Annotated in this window: 13 protein-coding genes and 1 tRNA gene; 10 read left to right on the top strand and 4 right to left on the bottom strand. The window is 69.4% G+C overall.

Annotated elements, in window-relative coordinates; all coding sequences use genetic code 11:
- Positions 1 to 25 precede the first annotated feature (25 nt).
- Positions 26 to 868 carry a Sir2 family NAD-dependent protein deacetylase gene (locus EHF32_RS04570; RefSeq protein WP_234072834.1) on the bottom strand — a complete coding sequence of 281 codons (843 nt, stop codon included), beginning with the start codon at positions 866 to 868 and terminating at the stop codon, positions 26 to 28.
- Between the two features lie 100 nt (positions 869 to 968).
- Between EHF32_RS04570 and EHF32_RS04565 the strand changes: the two genes are divergently transcribed.
- Complete coding sequence (locus EHF32_RS04565) at positions 969 to 1,787, top strand: TrmH family RNA methyltransferase (RefSeq protein ID WP_137417022.1); 819 nt, start codon at positions 969 to 971, stop codon at positions 1,785 to 1,787.
- Here EHF32_RS04565 and EHF32_RS04560 read toward each other — a convergent pair.
- On the bottom strand, positions 1,763 to 2,614 hold the full coding sequence (locus EHF32_RS04560) for an SGNH/GDSL hydrolase family protein (RefSeq protein ID WP_137417021.1): 852 nt from the start codon (positions 2,612 to 2,614) through the stop codon (positions 1,763 to 1,765). The genes EHF32_RS04565 and EHF32_RS04560 overlap by 25 nt on opposite strands.
- A gap of 107 nt (positions 2,615 to 2,721) precedes the next feature.
- Between EHF32_RS04560 and EHF32_RS04555 the strand changes: the two genes are divergently transcribed.
- On the top strand, positions 2,722 to 4,587 hold the full coding sequence (locus EHF32_RS04555; protein ID WP_137417020.1) for a DEAD/DEAH box helicase: 1,866 nt from the start codon (positions 2,722 to 2,724) through the stop codon (positions 4,585 to 4,587).
- A gap of 73 nt (positions 4,588 to 4,660) precedes the next feature.
- Here EHF32_RS04555 and EHF32_RS04550 read toward each other — a convergent pair.
- Positions 4,661 to 4,745, bottom strand: a tRNA-Leu gene (locus tag EHF32_RS04550).
- Positions 4,746 to 4,871: 126 nt separating this feature from the next.
- On the opposite strand from EHF32_RS04550, the gene EHF32_RS04545 reads away from it, so the two are divergent.
- Together EHF32_RS04545 and EHF32_RS04540 are read left to right on the top strand one after the other, a co-directional pair.
- Entirely contained in the window at positions 4,872 to 6,185 is a 1,314-nt protein-coding gene (locus EHF32_RS04545; RefSeq protein WP_137417019.1) for a M20/M25/M40 family metallo-hydrolase, read from the top strand.
- Positions 6,186 to 6,215: 30 nt separating this feature from the next.
- Positions 6,216 to 7,052: an undecaprenyl-diphosphate phosphatase gene (locus EHF32_RS04540; protein WP_137417018.1), complete on the top strand. Its 837-nt coding sequence runs from the start codon at positions 6,216 to 6,218 to the stop codon at positions 7,050 to 7,052.
- 13 nt (positions 7,053 to 7,065) lie between these two features.
- Here the strand turns inward: EHF32_RS04540 and EHF32_RS04535 are convergent, their stop codons facing one another.
- Positions 7,066 to 7,929, bottom strand: a complete 864-nt coding sequence (locus EHF32_RS04535; RefSeq protein ID WP_137419115.1) for a PAC2 family protein — start codon at positions 7,927 to 7,929, stop codon at positions 7,066 to 7,068.
- Between the two features lie 110 nt (positions 7,930 to 8,039).
- Between EHF32_RS04535 and EHF32_RS04530 the strand changes: the two genes are divergently transcribed.
- The 6 genes from EHF32_RS04530 (at position 8,040) to tatA (ending at position 12,986) form a co-directional block, all read left to right on the top strand.
- Positions 8,040 to 8,726 carry an HAD family hydrolase gene (locus tag EHF32_RS04530; protein ID WP_137417017.1) on the top strand — a complete coding sequence of 229 codons (687 nt, stop codon included), beginning with the start codon at positions 8,040 to 8,042 and terminating at the stop codon, positions 8,724 to 8,726.
- The gene (locus tag EHF32_RS04525; RefSeq protein WP_137417016.1) at positions 8,723 to 9,739 is read left to right on the top strand and encodes a tRNA (adenine-N1)-methyltransferase; all 1,017 of its coding nucleotides are present in this window, start codon (positions 8,723 to 8,725) and stop codon (positions 9,737 to 9,739) included. Before EHF32_RS04530 ends, EHF32_RS04525 begins: the two co-directional genes overlap by 4 nt.
- Before the next feature lie 4 nt (positions 9,740 to 9,743).
- Positions 9,744 to 10,655, top strand: a complete 912-nt coding sequence (locus EHF32_RS04520; RefSeq protein ID WP_137417015.1) for a hypothetical protein — start codon at positions 9,744 to 9,746, stop codon at positions 10,653 to 10,655.
- Between the two features lie 55 nt (positions 10,656 to 10,710).
- Positions 10,711 to 11,700 carry a helix-turn-helix transcriptional regulator gene (locus tag EHF32_RS04515; RefSeq protein ID WP_137419114.1) on the top strand — a complete coding sequence of 330 codons (990 nt, stop codon included), beginning with the start codon at positions 10,711 to 10,713 and terminating at the stop codon, positions 11,698 to 11,700.
- Positions 11,697 to 12,668, top strand: a complete 972-nt coding sequence (locus EHF32_RS04510; RefSeq protein ID WP_137417014.1) for a helix-turn-helix transcriptional regulator — start codon at positions 11,697 to 11,699, stop codon at positions 12,666 to 12,668. The genes EHF32_RS04515 and EHF32_RS04510 overlap by 4 nt, the downstream gene beginning before the upstream one ends.
- A 63-nt stretch (positions 12,669 to 12,731) precedes the next feature.
- On the top strand, positions 12,732 to 12,986 hold the full coding sequence (gene tatA, locus EHF32_RS04505) for a twin-arginine translocase TatA/TatE family subunit (RefSeq protein WP_137417013.1): 255 nt from the start codon (positions 12,732 to 12,734) through the stop codon (positions 12,984 to 12,986).
- Positions 12,987 to 13,025: the final 39 nt, after the last annotated feature.

Raw genomic sequence — 13,025 nt, 5'->3', positions numbered from 1 at the left:
GGCCTGTCAGAGTGTCGAAGCGGAGTCAGCGTCGGCGGGGAAGCGCCTCGGCCAGAGCGGTGAGCACCTCACTCGTCCCGGCGTCGACCTTGACCGTCGCCCGAGCATCGGCCCGGGTCTGTCCGCGATTGACGATGACCACCGGAAGCCTACGTCGCCGGGCCCGCTCGACCAATCTGATGCCCGAGTTCACGACGAGGGAGGAGCCCGCCACCAGAAGCGCATCGGCGGTGCGCACCAGCTGTTCGGCTTCGCGGAACCGCTCGGCGGGGATGAACTCGCCGAAGAAGACGACGTCCGGCTTGAGCACGCCTCCGCACACACTGCACTCGGGGATGCGGAAACCCTCCACCTCGGCTCCCGCGACGTCGCCGTCCGGACCGAGCGGCAGCTCTTCCGTCGCGCTCAGCCAGGGATTGTCCGCTTCGACCCGTGCGGCGAGGTCCCGCCGATCGAACACCTGCCCGCACTGGAGGCAGCCCACGCGACGCATCGTGCCGTGCAGCTCGACCACGCGACGAGAGCCGGCACGCACGTGCAGTCCGTCGACGTTCTGCGTGATGACACCGCTCGTGATGTCCTCGCCCTCGAGCTGGGCGAGGGCTCGGTGGCCCTCGTTGGGCTGGGCCGCGGCGAAGCGCCGCCAGCCGAGGTGGCTGCCCACCCAGTAGCGCCGTCTGGCGCTCTCCTCAGCGAGGAACTGCTCGACGCTCATGGGCTTGCGCACCGGTGCACCCTGTCCGCGATAGTCCGGGATGCCGGAGTCCGTCGACACACCGGCGCCGGTGAGAACGGCGACCCGGCGGCCGGCCAGCGCGTCGATCGCGCGCTCCAGCTGGGCGAGGGCGGTCGGATCGGGTTCCGTCACGAGTGGCACAGTACCTCCTGCTGCCGAGCCTACGCCTGCCGGTTTGCGGGCATGTTTCGTCGCCCGTGTCCGGGGCTGGTTAGCTGGCGGGGGAGGACCCATGCACCTGGAACAGATCACCGACCCCGACGATGCGCGCCTGCACGACTACCGCAGGCTCACCGACGTCGCACTGCGGCGCGTGTCGGAGCCGGTGGAGGGGCTGTACATCGCGGAATCTGCCAAGGTGATCGCGCGGGCGCTCGCGGCGGGCCATCGACCGCGGTCGGTGCTCGTGCAGCAGAAATGGGTCGACGAGGTTTCAGGGCTCCTGGCGCACACGGACACGCCGGTATACGTCGTCCCGGCCGAGGTCGCCGAGTCGGTCACCGGGTACAGCGTGCACCGCGGCGCGCTCGCGGCGATGCACCGGCCGGCGCTGCCGGACGTGGCCGACCTCCTGCGGGGTGCCCGCACGGTGCTCGTCCTCGAGGACATCGTCGATCACACGAACGTCGGCGCGGCCCTCCGCGCGGCCGCGGGGATGGGAGCGGATGCGGTCCTCGTGACCGAGCGATGCGCGGACCCGCTCTACCGCCGCAGTGTGCGGGTCAGCATGGGCACCGTCTTCCAGGTGCCGTGGACCCGCCTCCCGGCGTGGCCCGAGGCGCGGGGGCTCTTCGACGAGGCCGGGTTCCACCTGGCCGCTCTCGCGCTGGCGGATGACGCCGTCGCGCTCGAGTCGTTCGCGGCGTCGAGACCCGAGCGGGTGGCGCTGCTCCTCGGGGCGGAGGGCGACGGCCTGAGCCGCGGTGCGCTGCGGGCAGCCGACACGGTCGTGACGATCCCGATGGCGGGCGGGGTCGACTCCCTGAATGTGGCTTCTGCGGGAGCCGTGGCGCTCTGGGCGCTCGCTCACCCGCCCGCGGCGGAGTCCTGATCCTCGATACGCGCCACGCGCGACGCCTCAGGACGCTTCGCCGTCACGTGGTCGCCGGACGATTGGTGCCGCAGGCGCCGAAGCACCCAGGGCACGAGGTAGGTCCGTGCCCAGACCAGATCGTCGGCTCGGGCCGCACGCCAGTTCCGTACTGCGATAGGCGCAGGCTGCATCGGGGTCAGGTCGTTGGGGACGTTGAGGGCCCTCAGCACCATCCGCGCGACCTCGTGATGCCCGAGGGTGTTCAGATGCAGGCGGTCGTCCGCGAAGAAGCGGGTGTCCTGGATCTCCTTCAGGCCCCACTGGTCCGCGACGATGCAGTCGTACCGGTCGGCGATCGCGCGCAGATTCTCGTTGTAGATCGCGACCTTCCCGCGGAAGCCGCGGAACACGGGCGAGAAGTTCGTGTCGATGCCCGTGAAAACGACGACGGTGGCGCCGGTCGATGAGAGTCGGATGACGGCGTCCTCGAACTGCTGCGAGATCTCATCCGGATCGGTGCCGGGGCGGATGACGTCGTTGCCGCCCGCGCAGAAGCTGATGAGGTCGGGGGAGAGAGCGAGGGCGGGCTCGATCTGCTCGGCGACGATCTGGCCGATCAGACGGCCGCGCACCGCGAGATTCGCGTACGCGAAGTCATCGACACCGGCGCCCAGCACTTCGGCGACGCGGTCGGCCCAACCGCGGTTGCCGCCCGGCGAGTCGGGCGAGGGATCACCGAGGCCTTCGGTGAAGGAGTCGCCGATGGCGACGAAACGCCGCCACGGATGTCCCTGATCGTTGGCAACGTAGGGCGTGCGGTGCGGCAGAGCCGATTCGGTCGTCATCGTTCCTCCTGACCTCTCAGCGTAGCCCCGCGTCCTGAGCGCAGGTCGAGGCCCGGTGTCCGCGATCTCGCCTATCGTGGATTCTCGCGTTCGAGAAGGGAGGTGCGATGGACGACGAGCGGGAGACCACCATCGACGCCGATCGGATCGACGAGCACGGAGCCGAACACATCGGCAGTTTCGCCGCCGAGCACCTCTCCCCGACGTATCCGCAACGAGCGCCGTGGGGAACCGCGCAGCGGCTGCGTGCCTGGCAGGCGGAGGCCCTCGACCAGTACTTCTCGCTGGACGGTCCCGACGGCGTAGGAAAGGGGCCTCGTGACTTCCTGGCCGCGGCCACGCCCGGGGCCGGCAAGACGACCTTCGCGCTGCGTCTCGCGAGTGAGCTGCTGCGCCGTGGGGTCGTCGACCGCATCATCGTGGTCGCACCGACGGAGCACCTCAAGACGCAGTGGGCCGATGCGGCGGCGCGGGTGGGCATCCGACTCGATCCCCACTTCAGCAATCGGCACACCGTTCCTGCCCGGCAGTATCACGGCGTCGCCGTGACGTACGCGCAGGTCGCCGTGAAGGCGTCCGTCCACCAGTACCTGACGATCGAGAAGCGCAGTCTCGTGGTCCTCGACGAGGTGCACCACGGCGGCGACGCCCTCAGCTGGGGCGATGCACTGCGCGAGGCGTACGGCCGCGCCACTCGCCGACTGCTGCTGTCCGGCACACCCTTCCGCTCGGATACCGCCCCCATCCCGTTCGTCGAGTACCACCCCGACGCCAAGGGGAACCGCATCTCCCGCACCGACTACGCGTACGGCTATCGTCGCGCGCTCGAGGACGGTGTCGTGCGACCCGTTCTGTTCATGGTCTACGCCGGGCACATGCGCTGGCGCACCAAGACGGGCGACGAGATGGAGGCCCAGCTCGGCCAGGACAACACGAAGGACATCACGTCCCAGGCGTGGCGCACCGCGCTCGCGCCAGAGGGGGAGTGGATCTCCGCCGTCCTTCGGTCCGCCGATCGACGCCTCTCCGAGGTACGGGAGCAGGTCCCCGATGCGGGGGGCCTCGTGATCGCGACCGACCAGACGGCGGCGCGCGCGTACGCGGACATCCTGCAACAGATCTCCGGAGAACCCGTCACCGTCGTCCTCTCCGACGAGGCCGAGGCATCTTCCCGCATCGAAACGTTCTCCGCCTCGGACTCCCGCTGGATGGTGGCGGTGCGGATGGTGTCCGAGGGAGTCGACGTGCCCCGCCTCGCTGTCGGCGTCTATGCGACGTCCGCCTCCACCCCGCTCTTCTTCGCGCAGGCGATCGGGCGTTTCGTGCGTGCTCGGCGTCGCGGTGAGACCGCGAGCGTGTTCCTCCCCAACGTTCCGCAGCTCCTCACTCTCGCCAACGAGATGGAGCGCCAGCGCGACCACGCGCTCGACCGCGAGAGCGACGCGGAGGACATGTGGGACGCCGAAGAGGACATGATGAATGCGGCGGAGCGTGAAGACTCCGCATCCGACGCCCTCACCGAAGAGTTCGCGTACCAGGCTCTCGGTGCGAACGCCCACTTCGACCGTGTTCTGTTCGACGGCAAGGAGTTCGGTCAGCTCGCCGTGCCCGGCACGCCGGAGGAAGAGGAGTTCCTGGGTATCCCCGGGCTCCTCGAGCCGGAGCACGTGCACGAACTCCTGATGCAGCGTCAAGCCCGTCAGGGACGCCATCGCTCCGCACGGGAAGCGCGCGAGGCGGCAGGGGAGCAGGAGCCGGCGAGCGACATCCCCGCGCCCCTTCATCGCACGCTCAAGGAACAGCGTCAGCTGCTCAACAGCCTCGTGGGACTGTACGCGCGGCAGAGCGGAGAGCCGCACGGCGCGGTGCACACCGAACTGCGTCGACTGTGCGGGGGCCCTGCGGTGTCTCACGCGACCGTCGCTCAGTTGCAGGCCCGGATCGAACTGCTGCGCAAGCGCGTCCACAGCTGAGAGGCTGTGGGCAGCGGTGCGCCGTGCACACAAAGAAGAAGAGGGCCCCTTCCGGGACCCTCTTCTGTCACTGTGCGCGAGGGGGGACTTGAACCCCCACGCCCTATACGGGCACTAGCACCTCAAGCTAGCGCGTCTACCTATTCCGCCACCCGCGCAGTGTTTTCGTCGCTTTCGCAACGAGGAGCAACGTTACCACGTCCCGTGTCCGGTCGTTAATCCGGCGCGGCCCGCGTGTGTCGCGCGTCATGGGATGGACACACGGAGCCGGTAGCCTGAATCCCATGACGGACGCGACTGCCGGGGGCGCGCCCGATCTGCCCGAGGTCGCGCGGATCGCGCGGGACCTCATCCGGATCGACACGACGAACTACGGCGGTGGCCGGGCCGTCGGCGAACGTGAGGCCGCCGAGTACGTCGGCGCCTACCTGGAGCATCTCGGTCTCGACGCGCAGTACTACGAGCCGGTCGCGCGCCGCACCAACGTCTTCGCCCGTGTGCCGGGGCGAGACCGCAGTCGCCCGGCCCTGGTCGTCCACGGCCACCTCGACGTCGTCCCCGCGGTGGCGGAGGATTGGAGCGTCGATCCGTTCGCGGGCGTCGTGCGTGACGGGATGCTGTGGGGACGCGGCGCAGTGGACATGAAGAACATGAACGCCATGATCCTCACGTCGGTCGCGGAGCTCGTGCGCGCGGGTGAACAGCCCGAACGCGATCTCGTGCTGGCTTTCTTCGCCGATGAGGAGAACGGCGGTGTCGAAGGCTCCTCGCTGGTCGTCGAGCATCGGCCCGAGATCTTCGCCGGCGCGACGGAGGCCGTCAGCGAGGTCGGTGGCTTCTCCGTCGACGTCGGTTCTCGACGGGCCTATCTCCTGCAGGTGGGGGAGAAGGCGCTTCTCTGGTTGCGGCTGGTCGCGCGCGGCGCAGCCGGCCACGGCAGCAGGTTCCATCCGGACAACGCGGTGGTCCGCCTGGCCGAGGCCGTCGCGGCCCTGGGGCGCACCGAGTGGCCCCTGCGTCTCACCGACACGACCGAACGTTTCCTCGCGGAGATGTCCCGCCTCACGGGGATCGACACCTCCGACCCCGATGCGTTGGCCGACGCGGCCGGACCCGCATCCGCGTTCCTCCGGGCGAGTCTGCGCACGACGGCGAACGCGACAGGACTCGCCGCCGGCTACAAGCACAATGTGATCCCCGATCGCGCCGAAGCGCTGATCGATGTCCGTGTTCTGCCGGGAACCGAGGATGCGGCGCTTGCCGACATCCGACGCATCGTCGGCGAGGGGATCGAGATCGAAACCGTCGTGCGCGACGTGGGCCTGGAGACGGCGTTCGAGGGCGATCTCGTCGACCGCATGGTCGACGCCCTCGCGCACCACGATCCCGATGCGCCCGTCATCCCGTATCTGCTCGGTGCCGGCACCGACAACAAGGCCCTGTCCCGTCTGGGAATCGCCGGCTACGGGTTCGCGCCGTTGCGCCTTCCGCCGGGCATGGATTTCACCGGTATGTTCCACGGTGTCGATGAGCGCGTCCCGATCGATTCGCTCGTGTTCGGACAGCGCGTGCTGACCGACTTCCTCCGCACCTGCTGACCCGTCATCCGATCAGGCGAAAGGCCGTCGATGCAGAATTTCCTCGAAGCGCTCCTCCTGGGCCTCGTTCAAGGCCTCACCGAGTTCCTCCCGGTCTCCTCGAGCGCACATCTCGCGATCCTGGGCGCGTTCCTTCCCTCCGCTCAGGATCCGGGCGCGGCGTTCACGGCGATCACGCAGATCGGCACCGAAGCGGCGGTGGTGATCTTCTTCTGGAAGGACATCGTCCGCATCATCTCGCACTGGTTCGGCTCCTTCACCGGCCGCGTGCCGCGGAACGATCCCGATGCGCGGATGGGCTGGTTGATCATCATCGGGTCGGTGCCGATCGTCGCGCTGGGGCTCTTCTTCCAAGACCAGATCGAGGGCGTGTTCCGCTCGCTCTGGCTGGTGGCGGGCATGCTCATCTTCTTCGGCGTTCTCCTCGGCATCGCCGATGCGGTCGGGGCGCACCGCCGCAAGCTCAAGGACCTCACGATCGGCCACGGCGTCGTCTTCGGCCTGGCGCAGTCGCTCGCCCTCGTGCCGGGCGTGTCGCGTTCCGGTGGCACCATCACCGCGGGTCTCTTCCTCGGCTACGAGCGTGCGGCGGCCGCGCGGTACGCGTTCCTGCTCGCCATCCCGGCGGTGTTCGGCAGCGGCTTCTACCAGTTGTTCAAGGTGCTCCGCGAACCCGAGGTCGACCCCGCCTTCAACCTGTGGGAGACGGGGGCCGCGACCGTCGTCGCGTTCTTCGTCGCACTCGTGGTCATCAAGTACTTCATGGCGTGGATCTCGAAGCGCAGCTTCCTGCCGTTCGTGATCTACCGCGTCGCGTTGGGCGCCTTCGTGATGGTGATGCTCGCCACCGGTGTGATCGCGGCCTGACGGCGACCCCGCGTCAGCGACGCGGCTCGTCGCGCCCGGGTTTGCCCGGTCCGTCGCCGCGGCGGCGCAGATACTGCTCGAACTCACGGGCGATGGCGTCACCGGACGCATCAGGGGAGTCCCACGTGTCGCGCGTGCGCTCGAGTCCGCGGATGTACTCGGTCATCTCCTCGTCGTCGGCCGCTGCCGCGTCGATGGACGCCTCCCACGCGGCAGCCTGCGTCGACAGTTCGCCGCGGGGCACCTTGGCCCCGGTGAGGTCTTCGAGACGGTCGAGCAGCGCCAGTGTGGCTTTCGGAGACGGCGTGTGACCCGCGACGTAGTGCGGGACGCTGGCCCAGAGCGAGGCAGCAGGGATGCCGGCTTGTTCCGCGACATGGGCGAGCACGCTCAGAATGCCGACGGGTCCTTCGTAGGAGCTTCTCTCGAGGCCCAGACCGGTGCGCAGCGCATCGCTGTCACTGCCCGCGAAGATCGAGATCGGACGGGTGTGCGGCACATCCGCCATCATCGAGCCGAGCGCGACGAAGCCGGTGATGTCCTCGGCGAGTGCGAAGTCGACGAGCTCGGAGGCGAACGCCTTCCAGGCCCGTGCCGGTTCGACCCCCGTCAGCAGCCACAGCTGCGTCCCTCGGGTCTGCTGCGACGGCCGCAGCAGCGTGGTCTCCGGCCAGGAGAGCGCGCGATTGCCCTCCGCATCCAGGCTCACCGTGGGGCGGGTGTACTGGTAGTCGAAGTACAGTTCGGGATCGACCGAGTACACGGGCTCGTAGTCGCCCTCGGCGCGCAGCAGAGCCAGCGCCGCGGATGCCGCCTCACCCGCATCGTTCCAGCCGTCGAAGGCGGCGACCAGAACGCGCCGACCGAGTCCCTCCACCGTCACTCCCTCTCTTCCGCAGCAGCCGTGTGCCGCGGGGATCGTTCCAGGATAGGCGCAGCGGCGCCGCGTGGCGCGGGGCCGGTCGGGGCGCCTCGTAGCATGGGACGGTGAACCCCCAGCTTCCCGACGCCGTCCTGTGGGACATGGACGGCACACTCGTCGATACCGAGCCCTACTGGATGGCCGCCGAGGGCCCCCTCGTCGCAGCGCACGGCGGTGTCTGGACCCATGAACAGGCGCTGGGGATGGTCGGGCTCGGACTCGACGACGCGGCACGTCTCCTTCAGGACGCGGGCGTGCGTCTTCCCGAGCATCAGATCATCGACACCCTGACCGGTCGTGTCATGCAGTCGCTGCGGGAGGACGGCGTGCCCTTCCGGCCCGGGGCCCGGGAGCTGCTGGCCAGTCTCCGTGCGGCGGGTGTACGCACGGCTCTGGTGACCATGTCCCTGCGTCGGATGGCGGATGCGGTGGTCGAGCTCATCGACTTCGACGCCTTCGACCTCGTGATCGCCGGAGACGAGACCATCCGTCCGAAGCCGTTCCCGGACCCGTACCTCCAGGCCTGTGCGTCGCTCGGCGTGGATCCGGCTCGCACCGTGGCGATCGAGGACTCGCCCAACGGACTGCGCTCCGCCATCGCAGCCGGAACCGTCGCCCTCGGCGTTCCCCATATGGTCTCGCTCGAGGGCGTCGGTGCTGCCGCGCTGTGGCCGACACTCGCCGACACCGGCGCCGACGACATCGCACGTCTGTTCACCGCACATCACGAATTCGAGGACGTCGCACGATGACCACTCCCGCCTCCGCACCCCGCGGCCCTTTCCGTTTCGGCGACCGCATCCAGTTGACGGGACCGAAGGGTCGACTGCACACGATCACGCTGAAGGACGGCGGCGAGCTGCACACGCATCACGGCGTGCTGCGTCATCGCGATCTCGAAGGGCTGCCGGACGGCTCCGTCGTCGCCAACAGCGGCGGTCACGAGTATCTCGCCCTGCGCCCGCTGCTGCGCGACTTCGTGATGTCCATGCCGCGCGGCGCGGCGATCGTGTACCCGAAGGATGCGGCGCAGATCGTCGCGCAGGCCGACATCTTCCCCGGGGCGGTCGTCGTCGAAGCGGGTGTCGGATCGGGTGCGCTCGCTCTCTGGCTCCTGCGCGGAGTCGGAGCGACGGGGCGGCTCACGTCGTTCGAGCGGCGGGAGGACTTCGCCGAGGTGGCGCGTGCGAATGTCGAGACCTTCCTCGGGTCCGTGCCCGAGAACTGGACCCTCGAGGTGGGGGATCTCGTCGAGCGCCTGCCCGACGCGGTCGAACCGGCATCCGTCGACCGCGTCGTTCTCGACATGCTGGCGCCGTGGGAATGCATCGATGCGGTCGCCGACGCCCTCGCGCCCGGCGGCGTGGTGATCTGCTACGTCGCCACCGCCACACAGCTCAGCCGCGTCGCGGAGTACATCCGTCACACCGAGCTCTTCACGGACCCGGAGGCGAGCGAGACGCTCGTGCGCGGTTGGCATGTCGAGGGACTCGCGGTGCGCCCGGATCACCGCATGGTCGCGCACACCGGGTTCCTGCTGACGGCGCGCCGTCTCGCTCCCGGCGCTGTGCTTCCCGAGCAGAAGCGGCGCGCCTCCAAGTCGAGCTACAGCGACGAGGATGTGGAGCTGTGGACGCCGGGCGCTGTGGGGGAGCGGCAGATCACCGACAAGAACCTCCGCAAGCGGGTGCGCGAGGCTCAGCGCGCGGCCGCAGGCGCGCGCCAGGCGGCGGCGGAGGACGACGCCGACGAGCACGTAGACTGATCCGGTGCGCAGACTTCCCGCCGCGGCCGCCGCAGTCGGCCTGATGACCCTGGCCCTCGTCGGATGCTCGTCATCGACAGCCTCGGGCTGTGATCGCCCCGGCTCTCTCGGCGCGATCGGCTCGCTCGTCACCGTATCCGGTGACGACAGTAGCGTCGCACCCACGGTGCAGGTGTCCTCGCCGATCAAGATCGACGGCGTGCAGTACGACGATCTCGTCACCGGCGATGGCAGCGCCATCGTCTCCGACAATCAGGTCGTGGACGTGGGCTTCACCCTCGCCGATGCGACGAACGGCGAGGTCCTTGCCGCGGAGGGGTACGGCCAGCCGCTCTATCTGCCGCTGACAGGTCTCACGCAGGCCATGCCGGGCATCAAGAGTGCGCTGGAGTGCGCGACCGGCGGCTCGCGGATCGTCGTGGGTCTCGCCGGCGATCAGGTCGAAGCCGGCTTCCTCGAGCAACTGCGGCTCGCCGAGGGCACCCCTCTCGTCGCGGTCCTGGACCTCCGGTCCGTCATGCTCCCGGCAGCCGACGGTGCTCCGCAGTACAACGACGCACACGGCATGCCCTCCGTCGTGCTCACCGACGACGGCCACCCCGGACTCGTGGTCCCCGACGGTTCCGCTCCGACCGAGCGGACGGTGGAGGTCCTGAAGAGGGGTGATCACGACGTGCCCGCCGACGGGTCCACCGTCGTCGTGAACGTGCTGCAGGTCGACTGGAAGAGCAAGCGCGTCACGAAGACCACCTGGGACGACAAGCCCGACGCCGTCGCCCTCGGCGGCGACTCCGTCGTCTCGCAGACGATCGCGGGACTCCCGGTCGGTTCGCAGGTGCTGGTCGTCGAGCCGCCCGCGGACGCCTCCGGCAGCGCGTCGATCTACGTGATCGACATCCTCGGCACGCTGGGCTGAGCCCCGTCCGCACCGCGCCGGCGGGCAGTGGCGCGCCTAGGATATGGGAGTGCCCATGAACGAAACGAGCTCCGTCGCGCCCGAGGAGCGACTGGTGAACCTCGCGGTCGCTCTCATGGCCACGGAGCAGGGGCTCACCAAGGACACCATCCTCCGCTCGGTATCGGGCTACCGGGAACAGGCGGAGTCGGGAGCATCGAAGACCGCTCTGGAGAAGATGTTCGAGCGCGACAAGGAGAACCTGCGCGCGCTCGGCGTTCCCATCGAGACGATCGGCGACCACGCCGACCCGGACGACCTCCGCGAGGCCCGCTATCGTGTGCCGACGGCGGAGTACGCGCTTCCCGAGGACATCACGTTCACGCCGGCGGAGATCGCCCTGCTGAATCTCGCAGGCTCGGTCTGGAGTGAGAACAGCATGTCGCTGCCGGCGCGGAGCGGGCTGCGCAAGATCCGTGCGCTGGGCAACGAGGTCGACGCGGAGATCGTCGGCTATGCACCGCGCATCAGCGTGCGCGACACGGCGTTCGCTCCGCTCCAGCGCGCCATCGAACAGGCACGCGTCGTCTCGTTCACCTATGTGCGCCCGGGGGAGTCGACGGCTCGGCGTCGCCGGGTGCGACCGCTCGCCCTCGTCGAGTACGAAGCACGTTGGCACGTCTACGGCACCGACGTCACGCTCGGCGCGGAGCGCACGTTCCTCCTCTCCCGCATCACCGACGCGGTGCAGGTTACGAAGGAGGGCTTCGATCCCTCCCTGCGCGCGGGCGCGGGGGAACGCGCCCTCCGCGAGCTCCAGGAGCTCGCGGCACGACAGGAGGCGCTCATCGAAGTGCACCCGGGAACCGAGGCCGCGCTTCGCCTCTCCCGCCGTGGCCGCTCGGCCGCTCAAGGCATCCTGGTGCCGTACGTCGACGCGCACATCCTCGCCGACGAGCTCGCCTCTTACGGTCCCGAGGCACGCGTGGTGGACCCGCCCCACCTGCGCGATCTCGTGGTCGAACGACTGCGCGCGGTGATCGCGCTGCATGGAGAACGCTCATGAGCGCCTCGCGTCCGTTGGTCGCCACCGAGCGCGCCGCGTTGATCATGCAGCTCGTGCCCTACCTCCTCGAGCGCGGTGATGTGTCGCTGGACGAGGCGGCGCGGGACTTCGAGGTGAGCCCCGCGCAGATGCGGGGCATGGTCGAGAAGTTGACGGTCATCGGCCGTCCCGGGGAGGGCGGCTTCTGGTCGCTGCCGGGTGACCTGTTCGACATCGACTGGGATCTGCTCGACACGCAGGATCGCATCGCCCTGACCCACACGGTCGGCCTCGAGCGCACGCCTCGTCTGACGGCCCGTGAGGCCGCGGCGCTGCTCGCCGGACTCCAACTCACCGGCTCGTTGCCCGGGGTGAGCGAGTCCGCCCTTCTCGACGGCCTTCTCGCGAAGCTCGCACGCGGGTCGGCGACGGCTCCGGCCGATGTCATCGTCGCCCCCGCCCCCGTCGACCAGGTGCGTGAGCGCGTCGACGAGGCACTCCGTCGCGGGCGTGCCGTCTCTTTCTCCTACAAGACTCCGGATGCGGCCGCGACGACCCGCACGGTCGACCCGGTGAAGGTCCACATCGCCGACGGACAGTGGTATCTGCAGGGCTGGTGCCATCTGCGCCAGGCGACGCGCACGTTCCACCTCGACCGCGTTGCCGACGTCGAGGTGACGGAGATCCCGGTGACCCACGGCGCCGATCCGTTGCCTGCGCTGTTCGACACGCTGCAGGGCGAGATCGTTGCGCGTCTGCGTTTTCCCGAAGCCGTCGCACCGCTGCTGGGGGAGTTCCTGACGCACGCCGAGATCGAGATCTCCGGCGGTATGGCGACCGCCACCGTGCGCTTGGCGGATGAGGGCGTGCTGCGGCGGCTCGCCGCCCGTCGCGCCGGCGATGTCGAGATCCTGGCGCCGGAGGCGGCCCGCCGCGCCGCCGCATCCTGGGCGCACGCGGGCCTGGCCCAGTACGAACACTCCGACTGAGCCCCGACCCGGTCGCAGATGCGCGGGTTACACTGGGGAAACCTCGAACTTTTGGAGATCTCCATGGGCGCTTTCGGTTGGCCGCACCTGCTGGTCATCCTCGCGGTGATTCTGCTCCTCTTCGGCGCTGCCAAGCTGCCGGCTCTGGCGAAGAGCGTGGGTCAGTCCGCCCGGGTGTTCCGTGGCGAGATGAAGGCCATGAAGGAAGACGACGCCGCGGCGCCGTCCACCGCGACGACCGTCGCGCCGGCTCCGACGCCGGCGGAGTCCGCGCCGAAGGCCCCCGACACGGGGACTTCGCCCGATACTCGCGCCTGACCCGTCGTGACGGCCCCGGCCTCGCCCATCACGGGAGCT

Source organism: Microbacterium sp. RG1 (genome assembly GCF_005347485.1).
In the GTDB taxonomy this organism is placed as follows: Bacteria; Actinomycetota; Actinomycetes; order Actinomycetales; family Microbacteriaceae; genus Microbacterium; species Microbacterium binotii_A.
Note: the sequence above shows the minus strand (reverse complement) of the source record. Positions and strands in the feature narration are given on the sequence as shown.